The following is a 19,207-nucleotide window of genomic DNA, read 5'->3' on the forward strand; positions in this document are numbered from 1 at the left end:
CCCCGGGTTTCACTGATCGGCTGTCACATCGCGCCAGAGTGGCTGGGCACCTCGGAAATCGAGGTACTGGACTTTCGTGGGTGTTCCGGAAGAACTGTGGTGCGGGTCCCGGCCCTCTGCCGGCAGGGAGTGTCGCTGTCTCGGTACCAATGCGCCGTCTCGGCGCATGATCGGGTATTCGACCTCCATCACCCGGCAGAGCAATGCCGACACATTCGCCTGGACGTTCCTGCCGGTCGTGGGGACGGGGCTGTGGAAGTTGCGCTCCGGGTCGGCGCGCATGACGTGCAGAATTTCAGCGAGGGCGTGGACGCTTCCCGCTGTGGCGACCGAAGTGAGTCCTGCAACGAACGTGCACCAATGAGACTTTCCCAGCGCGGCGGCGAACGGATTTCGGCAGGCAAGAATCATTCCATACGCAGGATACAGGCGGTCATCGATGTCGTATGTATCGGATTCAGCCAAGGGAAAAACGCCGGCAAGCCCGTCGAGATTCACGTGCACGTAGGTCGATCCATAGTTCGCCACACCTTTTCGTTCGCTCCGCATGCCCATCGCCAGCGGGACGCTGCTGGTGGGCGTGGCGAAAGAAGCGAACACCGTCTCGTACAGGGCGGCGTGCCAGAAATTGACGTCGGGCCCGCCGACCACGACGACGTCGTGGTCCGCGAGTTGGCGGGCGTCGACACAGTGTTCCGGCATGAGCAGCGGAACCGCATGTCCGGGTTCCGTCAGAGCTGCGGCCAACTGCGCGGCGAAGGTGAGATCGCGAACGGCACCCGAGTGGTCACCGTCCGGAGCGCCGGCCGGCAGTTCCCTGCTGAAGGTGACGTCGGGGACGGGAACACCCAGTGCGGACCGGTCCAGTTGCACGAAGGAGTAGCCCTTGCGGTTGGCACGAATCGGAACCGGTAATTCACCCGGATCGGGCAGGTCCCGCGAGCCACTCGGGACGACGATCAATGGCGCATCCGAGGGCAGCAGGGCTCGCAGGCCCCCCAGATACACCGGATCGTCCACTGCGGCCGACGCCACACGCCGTACCGGTGCTCCGGGCGTGACTTCCCGCATGGATGACCGTCGCGGAGCCAATTGGGAATCGGTGTAACTGGCGGCGAGCAGCACGTACCGCAACTGTGCGGGTGGCACGGCGAACGCGCCGAGGAAGACGAGTGCGCCCGCGATGCACAGGGCCACATACGACCACAGGGGCCACACCACGCCGGCCGCCGACAGAAATCCTGCCAGTACGGCGACGGAACTGACCGAACTGACCAGAGCGCGCGAAAGGTGAGTTCGAACATGCCTACGGACACGTTCGGTTCTTGTGGTGAGAAAGTTGCGCCCCATACCCTCCCCCGCGAAAAATCACGCTGCCCCCGAGGGCGCCAAATGAATATGCTCCTGTTTGGTCCTCCTTTACAACCCCTCTGCAGTTGGCATGTGCCGGCTTCCGCGAGCCCTAGGGCAACACCCGGCACAACGCCTCCAGCGCCCCCGCCCACGCGCTGTCCGGAGGCGTTCCGTAGCCGACGACCAGGGCGTCCAACCGCTCCGTGACGGCCTGCGGGTGGCGGTGGAAGGAGAGGCCGTGGAGGGCCAGGCCCTGCCAGGCCGCGGCCTGGACCACCGATTCCTCGGTGCCCGGGGGGAGGCACAGGACCGCGTGCAGTCCGGCGGCGATGCCGGTGACCCGGACCTCGGGGGCCCGGGCGGTCACGGCCGCGGTGAGGGCGTCGCGGCGGCGGCGGTAGCGCAGGCGGGAGGAGCGGACGTGGCGGTCGTACGCGCCGGAGGTGAGGAACTCCGCGAGGGTGAGCTGCTCCAGCGCGCCGACGGTGTCCGCACGGCCCTTGGCCGAGGTCACCTCCGCGGCCAGGGCCGGCGGCAGCACCATCCAGCCCAGCCGCAGTCCGGGCGCGAGTGACTTGCTGGCCGTACCGAGGTAGACGACCCGGTCGGGGGCGAGCCCCTGCAGGGCGCCGACGGGCTGGCGGTCGTAGCGGAACTCGCCGTCGTAGTCGTCCTCCAGGATCAGCCCGCCGGTGCGGCGCGCCCAGGCGACGACGGCGGCCCGCCGGTCTGGGTGCAGGGGCACGCCCATCGGGAACTGGTGGGCGGGGGTGAGCAGGACCGCTCCGGCCTCGCCCGGCTCGCCGGGGTCCGTGCCGAGGTCGTCGTAGGGCAGCGGGGGCGTGGCGAGGCCCGCCTTGCGCAGCAGCGCCCAGTGGACGTCGAGGCCGTACGACTCCACGGCCACCGTGTGCACTCCGCGGGCCCGCAGGACCTTGCCGAGGAGGGTCAGGGCGTGCGAGAAGCCCGCGGTGATCACGAGGGTGTCGGGGTCGGTACGCACACCGCGGGCGCGGGCGAGGTAGCCGGCGAGGGCGGTGCGCAGTTCGGGGCGGCCACGCGGGTCGCCGTAGCCGAGGGCGTGGAAGGGGGCCGTGGCCAGGGCCCGGCGGGCGGCCTTGAGCCACTCGGTGCGCGGGAAGGCGGCCAGGTCGGGGGTGCCGGGGACGAGGTCGTGGCGCGGGAGGGCGGGGGTGCGGTGGGGTGGCGCGGGGGCGGAGGGTGCCGTGGGGCCGTGGGGGACGCCGGCCGCCACCCGGGTGCCGGAGCCCTGCCGGGCGGTGAGCCAGCCCTCCGCGACCAGGTCGGCGTAGGCCTCGGCGACGGTGTTGCGGGCGATGCCGAGGTCGGCGGCGAGGGAGCGGGAGGACGGCAGCCGGGTGCCGGGGGCGAGCCGGCCGGAGCGGACCGCGTCGCGCAGGGCGTCGGTCAGGCCCCGGCGCACACCGCCCGTCCCGCTCGGTTCGAGGTGCAGGTCGACGCCCAAAGTGGCCCAGGAACTCGCCATGGAAATGGACCATACTCCTGGGCTGCCTCGCTCCTAGGGTCGAGGGCATGAGCACTGCACAGGAAACCGTCGCATACGCCGCCGAAGAGGCCCCGCGTCTGGGCTGGGCCGAGCACGCCCCCGACGTCTACAAGGCGATGATCCGCCTGGACAGCGTCGCCAAGCGGGGCCTGGACCCCAAGCTCTACGAGCTGGTGAAGATCCGTGCCTCGCAGCTCAACCACTGCGCGTTCTGCCTCGACATGCACACCAAGGACGCCCTCGCGGCCGGTGAGAGCGTCGAGCGGGTCGTGCAGCTGAGCGCATGGCAGGAGTCGCGGCACTTCTACACCGAGAAGGAGCTGGCGGCGATCGAGCTGACCGAGGCGGTCACCGTGCTGACCGACGGGTTCGTGCCGGACGAGGTGTACGCCAGGGCCGCCGAGCACTTCGAGGAGGGCGAGCTGGCCCAGCTGGTCGCCGCGATCACGGTGATCAACGCCTGGAACCGGTTCGGTGTGACCTTCCGGATGACCCCGGGGCACTACCAGCCCGGGCAGCACGGATGAGCAAGGCGAACGAGTTCCGCGCATTGCACCAGGGGCGCGCCCCAGGTGATCCTCTGGTCCTGCCGGGGCCCTGGGACGCGGCGAGCGCGCGGGTGTTCGCCGACGCCGGGTTCCCCGCGCTGGCCACGCCCAGCGCGGGGGTGGCCGCTTCGCTCGGGTACCCGGACGGGGCCACCCCGGCCGACGAGATGTTCGCGGCGGTCGCCCGGATCACCCGGGCCGTGGACGTGCCGGTGTCGGCGGACGTCGAGGCAGGGTACGGGCTCGCGCCCAAGGAGCTGGTGGAGCGGCTGCTGGAGGCGGGGGCCGTCGGGTGCAACCTCGAGGACTCCGACGGGGGTGTCCTCAAGGATCCGCACGCGCACGCGGAGTTCCTCGCCGAGGTACGGGCTGCCGCCGAAGGCCGGTTGTTCGTGAACGCCCGCGTGGACATCTTCGTGCACGGCGACGGCGATCCCGAACGGGCCATCGAGCGGGCCGCGTTGTACGTCGCGGCGGGCGCGGACTGCATCTATCCGCTCTTCGCCCCGCCCGCCGTACTGCCCCTGCTGCGGGCCGGGATCCAGGGCCCGCTGAACGCCATCGCCCTGCCGGACGCGGACGGCCCCTCGCCCGCCGCGCTCGGCGGGCTCGGGGCCACCCGGATCACCTTCGGGCCGGCCCTCCAGCTGCGGGCCGCGGCCGCGCTGCGGGAGATCGCCGACGGGATCACGCCGTAAGCAGGATCAGGACAGCCACTTCTTCCACACGTCGGGGTGGCTGTCCACCCACTTCTTCGCCGCCTCCTGCGGGTCCGTCTTCTGCTCGGCGATCATCAGGGAGACCTCGTTCTGGTCCTCCGTCGTCCACCGGAACTTCTTCAGGAAGGCCGCCGCCTTGCCGCCGGTCTTGGCGAAGTCCGCGTTCAGGTACTTCTGCAGCGGGGTGTGCGGGTAGGAGCAGGCGACCTTCGCCGGGTCCGCGTCGCAGCCCTCCTTGTACGGCGGCAGCTTCACCTCCGTCATGGGCACCTTCCTGAACAGCCACTGGGGCGAGTACCAGTAGGTCAGGAAGGGCTTCTTCTCCTTGGCGAACTGCTTCATCTGGGTGATCTGCGCCGCCTCGGAACCGGCGAAGACGACCTGGTAGTCCAGCTTCAGGTTCTTCACCAGCGCCTTGTCGTTGGTGACGTAGGACGGGGAGCCGTCCATCAGCTGGCCCTTGCCGCCGCTCTCCGCGGTGCGGAAGAGCGAGGCGTACTTGTTCAGGTTCCGCCAGTCGGTGATGTCCGGGTGCTGCTTGGCCAGGTACGTCGGCACGAACCAGCCGATGTGCCCGGTCACCCCGAGGTCGCCGCCGGGCGTGATCGTCTTCTTGTCGGTGACGTACCGCTTCTCCTGGTCCGGGTGGCCCCAGTCCTCCAGGAGGGCGTCGACGCGGCCCTGGCTGAGCGCGTCCCACGCGGGCACCTCGTCGACCTGGACGGTGTCGACGCGGTAGCCGAGCTTGTGCTCCAGGATGTACTGGGCGACGGCCACGTTGGACTGCGCGCCCACCCAGGACTGCACGGACAGGGTGACCGACTTGGCGCCGCCGGCGTTCGCGAAGGGCGAGGCCTGCTTGGTCATGTCGGCGGCGCCACAGCCGCTGGCCAGGCCCAGCACGGCGAGGGCGGCCGGGAGGGTCGTACGAAGGCGCATGTCAGGCTCCCTTCCCCGGTCGGCGCTCCGTCGGCTGGGTCACCCGGTCGAGCATCAGGCCCAGGCAGACGATGGCGGCACCGGCGACCAGGCCGGTCGCCAGGTCGCCCTGGGCGAGGCCGAAGGCGACGTCGTAGCCGAGGGCGCCGCCGCCGACCAGGCCGCCGATGATGACCACGGCCAGCACCAGGACCACGCCCTGGTTGACGGCGAGCAGCAGGGCGCGCCGGGCCAGCGGGAGCTGCACCTGCCACAGCTGCTGGCGGCCGGTCGCGCCGAGCGAGCGCGCCGACTCCAGCGCGGCCTGGTCGACCTGGCGCAGGCCCTGCGTGGTGATCCGGACGACGGCCGGGAGGGCGTAGACGACGGCCGCGGCGACGGCGGGGGCGCGGCCGACGCCGAACAGGGCGACGACCGGGATCAGGTACACGAACTGCGGCATGGTCTGGAAGACGTCCAGGACCGGGCGCAGCGCGCGTTCGACCCGGTCGCTGCGGGCCGCGGCGATGCCGGTCGCGAAGCCGAGGACGAGGGTGACGGCGACGGCGGCCAGCACCTGGGAGAGGGTGTCGAGCGACGGCTCCCACACGCCGAGCACGCCGATCGCGGCCATGGCGAGGACGGCGGTCAGCGCGGTGCGCCAGGTGCCGATCAGCCAGGCCAGCGCGGCGACGATCAGCAGCAGCGACCACCAGGGCAGCCACTGCAGGCCGTCCCGGACCGGGTCCAGGATCCAGGTGGTGAAGTGGCCCGCCCAGTCCGCGGTGCCGCCGATCACGGGGACGCCGGAGTAGAGGTGGGCGGTCATCCAGTCGACGGCGCGGTTGACCGGTTCGGCGATGTTCAGGGACCAGCCGGCGGGCCAGTCGAGGGCGCCGAGCAGGCGGGTGGCGAGGGCGACGGCCACGGTGACGGCGAGGGCGTACGGCCAGCCGACGGTCCGGGTGCGCGCCACCCCGTCCCCGGCGGCGGCGGTCACGCGGTCCAGGACCACCGCGAGCAGCACGATCGGGATCCCGGCCGCGAGGGCCGCGCCGACGTCGACCGAGGCGAGCGCCTGGTAGACGCGGTCGCCGAGGCCGCCGGCGCCGATGACGGCGGCGATCACGGCCATGGACAGCGCCATCATGATCGTCTGGTTGAGCCCGAGGAGGAGTTCCTTGCGGGCCAGCGGGATGCGCGCGGTCAGCAGCCGCTGGCGGCGGGTGGCGCCGAGCGACTCCACGGCCTCCAGGACTTCGGGGTCGGCGCCGCGCAGGCCGAGCGCGGTGAGGCGGGCCATCGGCGGGGCTGCGTACACGACGGTGGCGAGGACGGCCGCGGGGACGCCGATGCCGAAGACCAGGACGACGGGGAGGAGGTAGGCGAAGGCCGGGAGCACCTGCATGGTGTCCAGGACCGGGCGCAGGGCGCGGTCGAGGCGGTCGGAGAGGCCGGCGCCGAGTCCGAGGAGCGCGCCCACGACGACGGAGGCGAGGACCGCTACGACCATGAGCGCGAGGGTCTGCATGGTCGGGAGCCACATGCCGAGCACGCCGCAGGCCAGGAACGCGGCCGCGGTGCCGGCGGCCAGGCGGACGCCGCCGAGGCGCCAGGCGGTGAGCGCGCTCAGGGCCGTGACGCCGGCCCAGCCCGCGGCGAGGAGGGTGAGGTACACCGCGCGGACGGCCAGGATGACGGCGTTGCTGATGTAGCCGAAGAAGTACAGGAACAGGGGGTGGCTGTCCCGGTGGTCGATGACCCAGTCGCTGGCGGTGGTGAGGGGTTTGTCGAGGTGGACCGTCAGCTGGTGCGGCCAGGCGGCGCCGGGCCAGTGGGTCGCTGCCCAGGGGGCCAGGACCGCGGCGAAGAGGGCGAGCAGGAGGAGCTTGCCCGCGGCACGGCTCCTGAGGACGCGGGGTTTGCCGGTGCGCAGGACCGGGACACTGAGCGTGGCCATCAGACGGCCTCCGGGGTGTTGCTCGCCGGGTGTTGGGGCGTTTGCCCGCGCCGGCGGGGTGCCGCCGCGCCCGCCTGTGCCGCCCCGGCGGCACGACTGCCCGCGGCCACGACGGCATCGTCGCCCGTCGCCACGGCGGCCTCCGTGTCCGGGTCCACGCCCGCCACCACGCCGAGCAGCTGCTCGTGGTCGACCACGCCCAGGCAGCGGCCCTGGTCCATCACGCGGGCCGGGGCGCCCGCGCGGGCCACCGCCTCGATGGCCTCGGCCACCGTGGCCTCGGGGCGTACCGCGGGGCCGTTGGCCGTCTCGCCGGCGCAGGCCGGGCGCATGGCCGTACCCACCGTCATCACCTGCTCGCGCGGAACGTCCCGGACGAACTCGCGCACGTAGTCGTCGGCCGGGGAGCCGACGATCTCCTCGGGCGTGCCGAGCTGGACGACGCGGCCGTCGCGCATGAGGGCGATGCGGTCGCCGAGCTTGAGGGCCTCGCTGAGGTCGTGGGTGATGAAGACCATCGTGCGGCCCTCCTCGCGGTGCAGGCGGACCACCTCTTCCTGCATGTCGCGCCGGATGAGCGGGTCCAACGCGCTGAACGGCTCGTCGAAGAGCAGCACCTCGGGGTCCACGGCCAGCGCGCGGGCCAGGCCGACGCGCTGGCGCTGGCCGCCGGAGAGCTGGCCGGGGCGGCGCTTCTCCATGCCTTCCAGTCCGACCTTGGCGACGAACTCGGCGGCCCGCTCGCGGCGTTCGGACCTGCCGACGCCCTGGATCTCCAGGCCGTAGGCGACGTTGTCGAGGACCGTGCGGTGCGGGAGCAGGCCGAAGTGCTGGAAGACCATCGCGGCCCGGTGCCGGCGCAGTTCGCGCAGCCGGGCCCGGTCCATCGCGCGGACGTCCTCGCCGTCGATGGAGATCGTGCCCGCGGTCGGCTCGATCAGGCGGGTCAGGCAGCGGACGAGGGTGGACTTGCCGGAGCCGGACAGGCCCATGACGACGAAGACCTCGCCCTTGCGGACGTCGAACGAGACGTCCCGGACGGCGGCCGTGCAGCCGGTGCGGGAGCGCAGTTCGGCGGGGTCGAGCGCGGCGAGCTCGGGGTCGGCGGGAATCCGCTCCGGCTTGGGTCCGAAGACCTTCCACAGGCCGGACACCGAGAAGACGGGCTCGGTTGTGGTGGGGGGCTTGCGGGTGGGGACGGTGAGAGTCATCGGGGGTCACCTCCGATCAGGTCGACGGCCTTCTCCCCGACCATGAGCACCCCGATCATCGGGTTGACGGCGGTCATGGTGGGGAAGACGGACGCGTCGGCGATGCGAATGCCGTCGAGACCGCGGATCCTCAGCTCCGGGTCGACCACGGCGAGTTCGTCGTCGGCGGCGCCCATCTTGCAGGTGCCGGCCGGGTGGTAGACGGTGTGCGCGACCTTGCGGGCGTACTCGCTCAGCTCGGCGTCGCCGAGGACCTCCGGCCCGGGGCACACCTCGCGCTTGAGCCAGCCGGCCAGTGGTTCGGTCTTGGCGATCTCGCGGGCGATGCGGATGCCGTCGACCAGGGTCCGGGCGTCGTAGTCGTCCTCGTCGGTGAAGTACCGGAAGTCCAGCGCGGGCTTCACGGACGGGTCGGCGCTGGTCAGGTAGAGGCGGCCGCGGCTCTTCGGCTTGGGGATGTTCGGGGTCATGGAGACGCCGAACTCCGGCCGCTCGTAGCCCAGCCGCTCCGGGTTGTCGGTGAACGGGATCTGGTAGAAGTGGAACATCAGGTCCGGGCCGGGGCTGTTCGGGTCACGGCGGACGAACAGGCCCGCGTCGGAGTCCATCGCGGAGTTCTCCGGGATCGGCCCGTTGGTCTCCCAGACGATGACCGACTCGGGGTGGTCGAGCAGGTTCTCGCCGACGCCCGGCAGGTCGTGCACCACGGGGATGCCGAGCGCCTGGAGGTCCTGCGCGGGGCCGATGCCCGAGTGGAGCAGCAGCCGCGGGGAGTCGACGGCGCCCGCGCACAGCACGACCTCGTTGCGGGCGCGGATCAGCAGCTCCTCGCCGTCCTTGGTGCGCACGTGCACGCCCTCGGCGCGGGTGCCGTCCAGCTCCAGCCTGTACGCCCAGGTCTCCAGCAGGATCGTCAGGTTGGGCCGCTCGTCCATCACCGGGTGCAGGTACGCCACCGACGCAGAGGACCGCTTGTTGTTCTCGGGGTGGTAGGCGAGGTCGAAGAAACCGACGCCCTCGGTGAAGGGCTTGCGATTGAAGCCCTCGACCCGGGGTACCCCGAGTGCCGACCGGGCGGCGTCGACGAAGTCGCGGGCGATGGCGTTCCGGTCCTTCTCGTCGACGGAGACGATGTTGTTCTTCAGGCGGGCGAAGTAGGCCTCCATGGGGACGGCGCCCCAGCCCTTGGCGCCGGCCTCTTCCCACTCGTCCCAGTCGGAGGGCAGGGGCTTGAAGGAGATGAGGGTGTTGTGCGAGGAGCAGCCGCCGAGGACGCGGGCGCGGCTGTGCCGGATGTGGGAGTTGCCGCGGGGCTGCTCCACCGTGGGGTAGTCGTAGTCGAGTTCGCCGCCGAGCAGGCCCATCCAGCGGCGCAGGGTGAGGACGTCGTCGCGGCCGACGTCGCTCGGGCCGCCCTCGATGACGGCGACGGTGACGTCCGGGTTCTCGGTGAGGCGGGAGGCGATGACGGATCCCGCGGTGCCGCCGCCGATGACGACGTAGTCGTAGACATGGGGGGTGTGGGACATGGGGGTACTACTCCGGGGGGTGTTCCAGGACGGTGGGGGGCGGGGGTCGGCCGGCTCGGGGTCAGCCGGCGAACCAGCGGACGGGCTTGGGGGCGAGGTTCTGGTAGACGTGCTTGGTCTCGCGGTACTCGGCGAGTCCGGCGGGGCCCAGCTCGCGGCCCGTGCCGCTCTTGCCGAAGCCGCCCCATTCCGCCTGCGGCAGGTAGGGGTGGAAGTCGTTGATCCAGACGGTGCCGTGGCGCAGCCGGCCGGCGACGCGGCGGGCCTTGCCGGGGTCGCTGGTCCAGACGCCGCCGGCGAGGCCGTACTCGGTGTCGTTGGCGAGGAACACCGCCTCTTCCTCGGTGCGGAAGGTCTCGACGGTGAGGACCGGGCCGAAGACCTCCTCGCGGACGACCTTCATCTCGCGGTGGCAGGCGTCGAGGACGGTCGGCTCGTAGAACCAGCCGGCCTCGGGCCGCTGCGGTGACGGTTCGGGCCGCTTGCCGCCGCAGCGCAGTACGGCGCCTTCCGCGAGCGCGGAGGCGACGTACGCCTCGACCTTCGCGCGCTGCTGCTCGGAGACGAGCGGGCCGCACTCCACGCCGTCCTCGGTGCCGCGGCCGAGGCGGATCTTCGTGGCGCGGCGGGCGAGTTCGGCGACGAAGCGCTCGCGGACCGACTCCTCGACGATGAGGCGGGCGCCGGCCGAGCAGACCTGGCCGCTGTGGATGAAGGCCGCGTTCAGGGCCTGGTCGACGGCGGTGTCGAAGCCCTCCTCGGTGGCGCAGGCGTCGGCGAAGACGACATTGGGGTTCTTGCCGCCGAGTTCGAGGGCGACCTTCTTGACGGTGGGCGCGGCGGCCTGGGCGACCTTGGTGCCGCTGACCAGGCCGCCGGTGAAGGAGACCAGGTCGACGTCGGGGTGCTCGGCGAGCCGGGCGCCGACGGTGTGGCCGGGGCCGGTGACGAGGTTGGCCACGCCGGCGGGGAGACCGGCCTCGGCCAGCAGGTCGATCAGGGCGATCGTCGTCATCGGGGTGATCTCGCTGGGTTTGATCACGAAGGTGTTGCCGGCGGCGAGTGCCGGGGCGATCTTCCAGCTGGCCTGGAGGAGGGGATAGTTCCAGGGGGTGATCAGCGCGCAGACGCCGACGGGTTCGTGGACGACCACGCTGTGGATGTCGGGCGAGCCCGCGTCGACCACCCGGCCCGGGGCCTCGGCGGCGACCAGGTCGGCGAAGTAGCGGAAGGCGTCGGCGACGCAGTCGATGTCGACGCGGCCCTCCTCGACGGTCTTGCCCGCGTCCCGGCTCTCCAGCAGGCCGAGGTCCTCGCGGTCGCGCACCAGGAGGTCGGCGACGCGGCGCAGCAGGGCGGCACGCTCGGCGGCCGGGGTGTGCGGCCACGGGCCCTGGTCGAAGGCCTGCCGGGCGGCGGCGACCGCGCGCTCCGCGTCCTTCTCGTCACCCTCGGCGACCACGGCGAAGGGGCGGGCGTCCGCGGGGTCGAGGATCTCGCGGGTGGCGCCGGAGATCGCTTCCAGCCACTCGCCGCCCGCATGGATGGTTGCCCGGGCCTGTCGTTCCGTTCTGTGCGCCATGATCGATGTCGCCTTCCGTTCCTGTTCGGTGCCCCTGCGTCACACGGGTGTCTCGCGTGGGGACCGTCGCCGCCTGCCCGGGCCTCCGCGTTGCATGCGCAATCGATGGCCGAAAGTGCGCCGCGTCACTGAAAATGCGGTCGAAAACGGGCAAAACTACGCTGTAACGGGGTGCTTGAGGCGATCACGGAGGTGCGCGGTGGCCGGAAGATCCCTGATCTGTGCGGGGGCGAGCGCGCTCCTGGTCCTCTCTCCGGCCCTCGTCACGGCGGCCACGGCCGACGACGGCGGCGACGCGGACGCCCGGGAGCTCGTCCGGGAGGCGCAGCGGAACGTGCTCGACGCGACCTCGCTCCGCCTGACGCTGACGGACCGGGCCGCGGCCGGGAACAGCGAGAAGCTCACCTCGATGGACCTGACCCTGGACCGCACCGGCAACTGCGTCGGCTCCTTCCGGATGGGCCGGGGCGGCGGCAGCTTCGACATCGTCAAGCGGGGCGACGAGGTCTGGATGAAGGCGGACCGGGCCTACTGGAAGACCCAGCTGCACGGCCAGGGGGACGAGACGGCCGACCTCGTCCGGGACCGCTACGTCCACGGCACCACGAACGAGAGCACCTTCAAGGACTTCGGCCACGCCTGCGACCTGAAGGCGCTCCAGAAGGGCCTCTCCCTGGACACGTCCTCCGACGAGTCGCTGACGAAGGACGGGCGGGCCAAGGTGGACGGCCTGGACGTGATCACGCTGCGGGGCAAGGAGGACGGCGTTCCCACCACCCTCTACATCACCGCGGACAGCCCGCACCGGCTGGTCAGGTCCGTGCAGAAGGGCGGCGGAACCGACGAGACGACGGGCGTCTCGGACTACGGCGAACCGGTGCCGTCCCGCACCCCCGCACCGGGCGACTCGGTGGACCTTTCGGACCTGGAGCACGAGTCACAGCACAGCTGACGCCTCCGTCATCAGCTCCCGCACACAGCCGCGCAGCCAGGCGTGGGCCGGGTCGGCGTCGTGGCGCGGATGCCAGGCGAAGCCCAGCCGCACCGTGGGGAGCCGCAGCGGGATCTCGAAGGTGACCAGGCCCAGGGTGTCGGCGAGCGGCCGGCCCCACTGGCTGACCAGCCCGATCAGGTCGGTCTCGCGCAGCACGAACAGCGAGGCCGGATAGGTTCCGACGCTCCCCACCACCCGGCGCTCCAGGCCGAGTTCGGCGAGGGCGTCGTCGATCGGCCCGTGCTGCCTGCCGCGCCGGGACACGATGAGGTGCCCCGCCGCCCCGGCGAACCGCTCGGGCGTCAACTCGCCCTCCAGGAGCGGGTGTCCGGGCCGTACGACACCCAGCATGCGGTCCTCGTACACCGTCTCCACCCGCACCTCGGGCGCGACCGAGTCGATCACCCCGACCTCCAGGTCGGCGGTGCCCTGGCGCAGGAACGGGGCGTCCACATGGCTCTCGCCCAGGAAGCGCAGGCGGATGCCGGGGGCCTCCCGGGCGGCGCGGGCGAACAGGGCGGCGCCGTGGGTGGCGGCGATCGCGTCGTGGCCGATGACCGTGAAGGTGCGGGTGACCGTGCGCAGGTCGGTGTCCCGGTTCGGCGCGAACAGGGCGCGGGCCCGCTCCACCACCGCGCCGACCTCGGCGCGTACCGCGAGCGCGTGCGGGGTCGGCACCATCCGGCGGCCGGCCCGGACCAGCACCGGATCACCGAGCGCCTTGCGGATCCGGCCCAGGGTACGGCTCATCGCCGGCTCGGACAGATGCAGCCGGCGGGCGGCGCCCTGCACGCTCTCCTCCTCCAGCAGCACGTCCAGCGCGACCAGCAGGTTCAGGTCCAGGCCCGTGGATTGCGTCATGTGCAGGTATCCCTTGCGAAGGTTGCACTGGAAGGCAGGTCTGCGGTGAGCCTACGGTGAGGGCGCATCCCACACCACCACCAGCTCCCGGGAGGAGCCGTGCCCGCGCACGCCCTGAAACGCCCCACTCTGCTGACGCTGTGCGCCTGCGTGCTGGTCGCGCAGAGCATGGTCGCTGCCATCAACCTGCTGATCCCCCAACTGGGTTCGTCCGCCCTGCACCCCTCGCACACCGAGATCCTGTGGACGGTCGACGCCTATGTCATCGTCTTCGCGGGTCTGCTGATCCCGGCCGGCGCGCTCGGCGACCGGTACGGCCGCAAGGGCGCCCTGCTCACCGGCCTGGCCCTGTTCGCCTCGGGCGCCGCGACCAGCGCGCTCGCCCCCGAGCCCGCGCTGCTGATCGCCGGCCGGGGTCTGTCCGGGGCCGGGGCCGCGCTGATCACCCCGGCGACGATGTCGATCCTGGTGCAGCTGGCCGGGCCCGAGCGCCGGGCCCAGGCGATGGCGTCCTGGACGCTGGCCATCGGGCTGGGCGGCATGGCGGGCAACCTGGGCGGCGGCCTGGTCGGCCAGTACCTGTCCTGGCGGGCGCTGTTCGCCGCGATGGTGCCGCTGGCGGCCGTCCTCGCCGCCGCCGTGGCGGTGACCACCCCGCGCACCGCCCGCTCCGCGCACGGCAGCCCGGACCCGGCCGGCACCCTGCTGCTCACCGCGGGCCTGGCGGCCGTGCTGTTCGGCATCATCGAGGGCCCCGAGCACGGCTGGGCATCGGCGCGCATCCTGACCGCGTTCGGCGCCGGTGCGCTGCTGCTGGCGGCCTTCACCGTCCACGCCCTGCGCTCCCGCGCACCGCTGTTCGACCCGCGTGTCTTCCGCTCCGGCGGGCTGCGCGCGACGACGCTGGGCCTGGCGACCGGCTTCTTCGGGCTGTTCGCGCTGTTCTTCGTCAACTCGCAGTACCTGCAGGAGGTCAAGGGGTTCGAGCCCGCGGTGACCGGGGTCGCGATCGTGCCGCTGATCGTCGGCATGGCCCTGGTCCCGAAGTTCGCGGCCCGCTGGTCGGCGCATCCGCGCCCGGTCGTCGGCACCGGGCTCGCGTTGATCGGCCTGGGCCTGCTGGCCGCGTCCACGGCGGACGCCCACACGCCGTACGCGCTGTACGCGTGCTGGCTGCTGGTCATCTCGGCGGGCACCGGCCTCGCCATGCCGGCCCTCACGCTGGGCGTGGTGGTGTCCCTCCCGCCGCACCGGGCGGGCCTCGGCTCCGGGCTCGGCACCTCGGCCCGGGAGATCGGCGCGGCCCTCGGCGTCGCGGTCGCCGGCACGGCTCTGGCGGGCCACCCCGACTTCGCGAGCGGGATGGGCCCGGCCCTGCGCACCGTCGGCACGGTGGTCCTGCTGGCGACGCTGCCGGTCGTGACGGGCCACCGCCCCGCCGGCCGCCCGTCCCGCACGGACTCGGGCACACCTGCGGCCAAGGAGCCGGTGGCCTGAACACGACGGCGGGTGGGGGCCGGGACGCAGAATCCGTAGCGTCGACCGCAGTTGCCCGCCGAGAGGACCCGCCGTGCGCCGTATTCCGACCTGTGTGCTGACCGAGGCGGGCCCGCCGCGGGTGACCGGCGGACACGCGGTGGACCGGTACGTCCAGATCGGGTCCCTCACGAAGGCGCTGACCGGCACGGTGCTCTCCCGGATGGCGGAGGCGGGCGTGCTCGGCCTCGGCGACCCCGTCGAGCGGTGGCTCCCGGCGCCGCCCGGCACGGGCATCACCCTGCTCCACCTGGCCCGGCACACCTCGGGACTCCCCCGGCTGCCGCCGCGCCTCGGCCGCCGGGATCCGTACGCGCCCTTCGACCGGGCGGAGTTGCTGCGGCTGGTGCGCACCCTGGACACCGTCGCCGTACGCCCGCCGGGCGAGGAGGAGTACTCCAACCTCGGGTACGCCGTCCTGGGCGCGGCCCTGGCCGCGGCGGGCGGGGCCGCCTACGAGGAACTGCTGGACGCCTACGTACTCCGCCCGTTGGACCTCACCGAGGTGACCGCCCGCCCTGCTCCCGGGCAGCGGCTGACCGCGCCCGGCCTGCTGCCGGGCGCGCGGCGCAGGCCGTGGACGATGGACGGCGCGATCCTGCCGGCGGGCGGCCTGTGGGCGACCCCGCGTGCCGTCGCCGATCTCGTCGTACGGCTGCTGGTGGAACGGCGGTTGGGCGAGCCGGCCGTCGGCTGGCAGTCGGCGGGGCCGCTGTACTGGCACAACGGCGCCACCCGGGACGCGTCCGTGTTCGCCGGGGCGATGGCGGACGGGCGCTGGGTCGTGGTCCACCGGCTGAACGGGCGGGCCGAGGACACCGACCGCGCCGGGATCGAGCTGCTCCGGGGCGCATAGGGCCGGATACGACGAGGTCCCCTTCCGCAGCTGTGGAAGGGGACCTCGTGTGTGGAGCGCCGGGCAGGCCTTGCACCTGCATCTCCCCGCAGGAAGCGGGGCGTCTTTCCTTGGACCACCAACGCATCACCTGGTGCCGGTTTCCCGGCGGCCGGTGCGTGATCAACTATAGCGCACCGGCCGCCGGGTGACACCACGTCGGATCAGATGAGGCCGAGGCCGCGGACCGCGTCGCGCTCCTCCTCGAGCTCCTTGACGGAGGCGTCGATGCGGGCGCGGGAGAACTCGTTGATGTCCAGGCCCTGGACGATCTCGTACGTGCCGTCCTTGCAGGTGACCGGGAAGGAGGAGATCAGGCCCTCCGGGACGCCGTAGGAGCCGTCCGACGGGATGCCCATGGAGGTCCAGTCGCCCTCGGCGGTGCCGTTGACCCAGGTGTGCACGTGGTCGATGGCGGCGTTCGCGGCGGAGGCGGCGGAGGACGCGCCACGGGCCTCGATGATCGCGGCACCGCGCTTGGCGACGGTCGGGATGAAGTCCTCGGCCAGCCACTTCTCGTCGTTCACGACCTCGGCGGCGTTCTTGCCGGCGACGGTGGCGTGGAAGATGTCCGGGTACTGGGTCGCGGAGTGGTTGCCCCAGATCGTCAGGCGCTTGATGTCGGCGACCGTGGAACCCGTCTTCTTCGCGAGCTGGGTCAGCGCGCGGTTGTGGTCCAGGCGGGTCATCGCGGTGAAGCGCTCGGCCGGGACGTCCGGCGCGGCGGCCTGCGCGATGAGCGCGTTGGTGTTGGCCGGGTTGCCGACGACGAGGACCTTGATGTCGTCCGCGGCGTGGTCGTTGATGGCCTTGCCCTGCGGCTTGAAGATGCCGCCGTTGGCCTCCAGCAGGTCACCGCGCTCCATGCCCTTGGTGCGCGGGCGGGCGCCGACCAGGAGGGCTACGTTGGCGCCGTCGAAGGCGACGTTCGGGTCGTCGGTGATCTCGATGCCCTGGAGCAGCGGGAAGGCGCAGTCGTCCAGCTCCATGGCCGTGCCCTCGGCGGCCTTCAGGACCGGGGTGATCTCCAGGAGGCGCAGCTTGACCGGCACGTCCGCGCCGAGCAGCTGGCCGGAGGCGATGCGGAAGAGCAGGGCGTAACCGATCTGGCCGGCCGCGCCGGTGACGGTGACGTTCACGGGAGTGCGGGTCATGGCGTTCTCCGTATGACAGCTGGCGGTGGGGCGTCACTGCCCCGGGCGGATGATCGATCTCTTGGCATCAAGACAGATCCAGCGGTCAGGCTATCGCGCATCCGGCAGGTGAGTCGTCCGGGGCCGTGTGGCTCACCCCACAAGGGGATCAGCAGGGACGTATCGCCGTGCCGGCCGCGTCAGGGGCGGGTACGAAGAGGCGGCCGCCCGTCCGGGAGAGGGGGGACGGAGACGGCCGCCGATGGGGGGTACCGGCGTACCGGACTCCCGTGGGGGTACGGTTCGCGTGCCCGGAATGCGCCCTGCTATGCCGCCCCTTCGGAGTTTCGGCCCGTCATTCGGTGCAGCCCGTCTGTCCCGTGGCGAGCGTGGCGCAGGCCCTGGCCTGCGCCGGGTTCCGTACCGCGATCATCGGGGTGTATCCGATGGTGTCCCCGGCGGCCGTGATGTCGCCCGTCTGGCGGACCTTGCCCACGAAGACCCGCACCGTGTCCCCCGGTGCGCCGCTGGTGATCCGGCCCCAGGCCGTGCCGCACGCCTTGCTGTAGCGGACCTCCAGGGTGGTCGGCCCCACGGTGGCGGTCTTGGCGGTCGTCACCAGCTCACCGCTGCACCCCATGGCCTCCGCGTCCTTCCCCGTGCAGGCGGCTCCGGCGCACTGCACACCGGGGGGCGGGCTCGGCCGTGCCGGTGCCGACGGGGAGGGCGACTTGCCACCCTCGCCCTTGCGCCCGACACCGTCCCCGTGGGTGAAGAACAAGACCCCGGCGATGAGCGCCCCCACGCCGACCAGCCCCGCGAAGAACATCACGACCTGCTGCCACCGCGCGGACCAGCGCGGGCTGTCGGGGGTGCCTGGGGCGGGCGTCCGGGCGGGTGTGTCCGGGTCCGGGGTGGCGGAGGCCGGGGTCCGGACGGCGCCGGCGGGGGTGCCGGCGGGGTCGGCCGGACCGGCGGGCGGCCTGGGGCTGGCGGGCGGCCGGGGGCCGGGTCGGGCGGTCGCCTTCGACGGACCCCGGTAACCGGCCAGCCCCCAGGAGTTCTTGGGGGGCGCGTCGGCACCGTCGGAGCCGGCACGGGAGCCCATGCCGCTGCCGGACGCCGCAGCCGAACCGCCGGACCCCCATCCGGGCGGCACGCTGTCCTGGATGTCGGTGCCCGAGTCGGCCGGCCGGGCCGGGATCGTCGGGGAGACACCGGCGGGACCGGCGATGCCCGGCACCACGGCGGCACCACCGCCGACGGACGCACCACCGGCGGCACCCCCGACGGGCTCCGGTGTCGTCACCAGGTCTCCCAGTGCCGCGCGGGCCTCCGTGATGCGGACCGCGGTCAGCGTGTGGTCGTGGCGCAGCTCCGCTCGGGTCCAGGCGCGTTCGGCCAGTTCCCACAGGGTGGTCAGGTGACCGGGGTCGGTTCCGGTGGCCTCGGCGAGGGCGATGACCGCGCCCTTGGGCGCCAGGAGCCGGCCGCCCAGATAGCGTTCCCAGGACGTCTTGCCGTAGCCCGTGCGGTCGGCCAGCGCCGCGATGCTCAGACCGCTGTCGTCCACCAGCCGACGCAACCGGCCGGTGAATTCCTTGATCTGCGGTTCCAGATCCTCCGGCAGGGCTTTCCAGCGAGGCATCGCCTACCCCCTCTTCCCCTCTTCCCCCGTGTTCCTTGCCGCGCGTTCCGCGCTGACCAAGGATCCCAGCTCCGGGAGGTGCGACGCACGGAGCGGACGGTCAGCCGCCCGGGGTCACCAGTCCCGTCTCGTACGCCAGCACCACCGCCTGCGCCCGGCTGCCCAGGTCGAGCTTGCTCATGGTGCGGTTGAGATGGGTCTTGACGGTGGCCTCGCTGATGTAGAGGCGGTCGGCGATCTCCAGGTTGGACAGGCCGCGAGCGGTGAGCTTGAGGACCTCCACCTCACGGGAGGTGAGCACGCCGAGGTCGGGCGGCGGCGCGGTGTCGGCGGGCTCCTGCTGCCGGGCGAAGGCCTCCACCAGGCGCCGGGTGACACTGGGCGCGAACAGCGCGTCACCGCCGTCGACCGCGGTGACCGCCGCGAGCAGCCGCTCGGGCCCGGAGTCCTTCAGCAGGAACCCGGAGGCGCCGGCGCGCAGTGCCCCGTACACGTACTCGTCCAGGTCGAAGGTGGTCAGCACCAGGACCCGGGGCGGGCGGTCGGCGGCCTGGCCGAGGATCCGCTCGGTGGCCTCGATGCCGTTGACGCCGGGCATCCGGATGTCCATGAGGATGACGTCGGGGCGGGTCTCGGCGGCGAGCCGTACGGCCTCCTCGCCGTCCCCCGCCTCGCCCACCACCTCGAAGCCGGGCGCGGCGTCCAGCAGGCCGACGAGTCCGGCGCGGATGAGGAACTGGTCGTCCACGACGAGCACTCTGATCATCCCGTACGGTCGTCCCCCCCGCCGTG

The 19,207-nt window shown here is 72.5% G+C and carries 16 protein-coding genes; 5 read left to right on the top strand and 11 right to left on the bottom strand.

The features are described from left to right. Positions 1-9: 9 nt before the first annotated feature. Both ACIP4Y_RS16080 and ACIP4Y_RS16085 read right to left on the bottom strand, forming a co-directional pair. Complete coding sequence (locus ACIP4Y_RS16080) at positions 10-1,350, bottom strand: hypothetical protein (protein WP_401393227.1); 1,341 nt, start codon at positions 1,348-1,350, stop codon at positions 10-12. A 112-nt stretch (positions 1,351-1,462) separates the two neighbouring features. After that, positions 1,463-2,860, bottom strand: a complete 1,398-nt coding sequence (locus tag ACIP4Y_RS16085; protein WP_401393230.1) for a PLP-dependent aminotransferase family protein — start codon at positions 2,858-2,860, stop codon at positions 1,463-1,465. A 47-nt stretch (positions 2,861-2,907) separates the two neighbouring features. Here ACIP4Y_RS16085 and ACIP4Y_RS16090 point away from each other — a divergent pair, with 47 nt between their 5' ends. Next, on the top strand, positions 2,908-3,408 hold the full coding sequence (locus ACIP4Y_RS16090) for a carboxymuconolactone decarboxylase family protein (RefSeq protein ID WP_401393233.1): 501 nt from the start codon (positions 2,908-2,910) through the stop codon (positions 3,406-3,408). Further along, entirely contained in the window at positions 3,405-4,127 is a 723-nt protein-coding gene (locus tag ACIP4Y_RS16095; protein WP_401393235.1) for an isocitrate lyase/phosphoenolpyruvate mutase family protein, read from the top strand. The genes ACIP4Y_RS16090 and ACIP4Y_RS16095 overlap by 4 nt, the downstream gene beginning before the upstream one ends. 6 nt (positions 4,128-4,133) lie before the next feature. Here ACIP4Y_RS16095 and ACIP4Y_RS16100 read toward each other — a convergent pair whose 3' ends face one another. The 5 genes from ACIP4Y_RS16100 to ACIP4Y_RS16120 all read right to left on the bottom strand — a co-directional run bounded on the left by ACIP4Y_RS16100 (position 4,134) and on the right by ACIP4Y_RS16120 (position 11,348). Continuing rightward, positions 4,134-5,087, bottom strand: coding sequence for an ABC transporter substrate-binding protein (locus ACIP4Y_RS16100; protein WP_401393238.1), 954 nt, complete (start codon positions 5,085-5,087; stop codon positions 4,134-4,136). A gap of 1 nt (position 5,088) precedes the next feature. Further along, positions 5,089-7,026, bottom strand: a complete 1,938-nt coding sequence (locus ACIP4Y_RS16105; RefSeq protein WP_401393241.1) for an ABC transporter permease — start codon at positions 7,024-7,026, stop codon at positions 5,089-5,091. Next, complete coding sequence (locus ACIP4Y_RS16110) at positions 7,026-8,237, bottom strand: glycine betaine/L-proline ABC transporter ATP-binding protein (protein WP_401393244.1); 1,212 nt, start codon at positions 8,235-8,237, stop codon at positions 7,026-7,028. The genes ACIP4Y_RS16105 and ACIP4Y_RS16110 overlap by 1 nt, the downstream gene beginning before the upstream one ends. Next, complete coding sequence (locus ACIP4Y_RS16115; RefSeq protein ID WP_401393247.1) at positions 8,234-9,766, bottom strand: GMC family oxidoreductase; 1,533 nt, start codon at positions 9,764-9,766, stop codon at positions 8,234-8,236. The genes ACIP4Y_RS16110 and ACIP4Y_RS16115 overlap by 4 nt, the downstream gene beginning before the upstream one ends. A gap of 61 nt (positions 9,767-9,827) precedes the next feature. Further along, positions 9,828-11,348: an aldehyde dehydrogenase family protein gene (locus ACIP4Y_RS16120; protein WP_401393250.1), complete on the bottom strand. Its 1,521-nt coding sequence runs from the start codon at positions 11,346-11,348 to the stop codon at positions 9,828-9,830. Between the two features lie 199 nt (positions 11,349-11,547). Between ACIP4Y_RS16120 and ACIP4Y_RS16125 the strand changes: the two genes are divergently transcribed. After that, positions 11,548-12,300, top strand: coding sequence for a hypothetical protein (locus ACIP4Y_RS16125; RefSeq protein WP_401393252.1), 753 nt, complete (start codon positions 11,548-11,550; stop codon positions 12,298-12,300). On the opposite strand, the gene ACIP4Y_RS16130 is transcribed toward ACIP4Y_RS16125, so the two are convergent. Beyond that, complete coding sequence (locus ACIP4Y_RS16130; protein WP_401393255.1) at positions 12,286-13,203, bottom strand: LysR family transcriptional regulator; 918 nt, start codon at positions 13,201-13,203, stop codon at positions 12,286-12,288. The two genes, ACIP4Y_RS16125 and ACIP4Y_RS16130, sit on opposite strands and share 15 nt — an antisense overlap. Positions 13,204-13,302: 99 nt before the next feature. On the opposite strand from ACIP4Y_RS16130, the gene ACIP4Y_RS16135 reads away from it, so the two are divergent. Continuing rightward, a complete protein-coding gene (locus tag ACIP4Y_RS16135) occupies positions 13,303-14,700 on the top strand; it encodes an MFS transporter (RefSeq protein WP_401393258.1) in 1,398 nt (465 codons plus the stop codon). Between the two features lie 73 nt (positions 14,701-14,773). Next, positions 14,774-15,595 (top strand): serine hydrolase domain-containing protein, encoded by an 822-nt coding sequence (locus ACIP4Y_RS16140; protein ID WP_401393261.1) that lies wholly within the window; start codon positions 14,774-14,776, stop codon positions 15,593-15,595. 203 nt (positions 15,596-15,798) lie between these two features. Here ACIP4Y_RS16140 and ACIP4Y_RS16145 read toward each other — a convergent pair whose 3' ends face one another. The 3 genes from ACIP4Y_RS16145 to ACIP4Y_RS16155 form a co-directional block, all read right to left on the bottom strand. Further along, on the bottom strand, positions 15,799-16,788 hold the full coding sequence (locus tag ACIP4Y_RS16145) for a malate dehydrogenase (RefSeq protein ID WP_401393264.1): 990 nt from the start codon (positions 16,786-16,788) through the stop codon (positions 15,799-15,801). 334 nt (positions 16,789-17,122) lie between these two features. Beyond that, the gene (locus ACIP4Y_RS16150; protein WP_401393267.1) at positions 17,123-18,415 is read right to left on the bottom strand and encodes a DUF2690 domain-containing protein; all 1,293 of its coding nucleotides are present in this window, start codon (positions 18,413-18,415) and stop codon (positions 17,123-17,125) included. A gap of 100 nt (positions 18,416-18,515) precedes the next feature. Continuing rightward, a complete protein-coding gene (locus ACIP4Y_RS16155; protein WP_358641995.1) occupies positions 18,516-19,181 on the bottom strand; it encodes a response regulator transcription factor in 666 nt (221 codons plus the stop codon). Positions 19,182-19,207: the final 26 nt, after the last annotated feature.

The sequence above is a fragment of the Streptomyces sp. NPDC088810 genome (genome assembly GCF_044750305.1).
Taxonomy (GTDB): Bacteria; Actinomycetota; Actinomycetes; order Streptomycetales; family Streptomycetaceae; genus Streptomyces.

Bases quoted from the DNA above. Each gene is read 5' to 3' on its own strand.
- ACIP4Y_RS16130 (WP_401393255.1), bottom strand. From the start codon at position 13,203: ATGACGCAATCCACGGGCCTGGACCTGAACCTGCTGGTCGCGCTGGAC.
- ACIP4Y_RS16150 (WP_401393267.1), bottom strand. From the start codon at position 18,415: ATGCCTCGCTGGAAAGCCCTGCCGGAGGATCTGGAACCGCAGATCAAG.
- ACIP4Y_RS16145 (WP_401393264.1), bottom strand. From the start codon at position 16,788: ATGACCCGCACTCCCGTGAACGTCACCGTCACCGGCGCGGCCGGCCAG.
- ACIP4Y_RS16110 (WP_401393244.1), bottom strand. From the start codon at position 8,237: ATGACTCTCACCGTCCCCACCCGCAAGCCCCCCACCACAACCGAGCCC.
- ACIP4Y_RS16155 (WP_358641995.1), bottom strand. From the start codon at position 19,181: ATGATCAGAGTGCTCGTCGTGGACGACCAGTTCCTCATCCGCGCCGGA.
- ACIP4Y_RS16120 (WP_401393250.1), bottom strand. From the start codon at position 11,348: ATGGCGCACAGAACGGAACGACAGGCCCGGGCAACCATCCATGCGGGC.
- ACIP4Y_RS16100 (WP_401393238.1), bottom strand. From the start codon at position 5,087: ATGCGCCTTCGTACGACCCTCCCGGCCGCCCTCGCCGTGCTGGGCCTG.
- ACIP4Y_RS16115 (WP_401393247.1), bottom strand. From the start codon at position 9,766: ATGTCCCACACCCCCCATGTCTACGACTACGTCGTCATCGGCGGCGGC.
- ACIP4Y_RS16090 (WP_401393233.1), top strand. From the start codon at position 2,908: ATGAGCACTGCACAGGAAACCGTCGCATACGCCGCCGAAGAGGCCCCG.
- ACIP4Y_RS16080 (WP_401393227.1), bottom strand. From the start codon at position 1,350: ATGGGGCGCAACTTTCTCACCACAAGAACCGAACGTGTCCGTAGGCAT.
- ACIP4Y_RS16105 (WP_401393241.1), bottom strand. From the start codon at position 7,026: ATGGCCACGCTCAGTGTCCCGGTCCTGCGCACCGGCAAACCCCGCGTC.
- ACIP4Y_RS16095 (WP_401393235.1), top strand. From the start codon at position 3,405: ATGAGCAAGGCGAACGAGTTCCGCGCATTGCACCAGGGGCGCGCCCCA.
- ACIP4Y_RS16085 (WP_401393230.1), bottom strand. From the start codon at position 2,860: ATGGCGAGTTCCTGGGCCACTTTGGGCGTCGACCTGCACCTCGAACCG.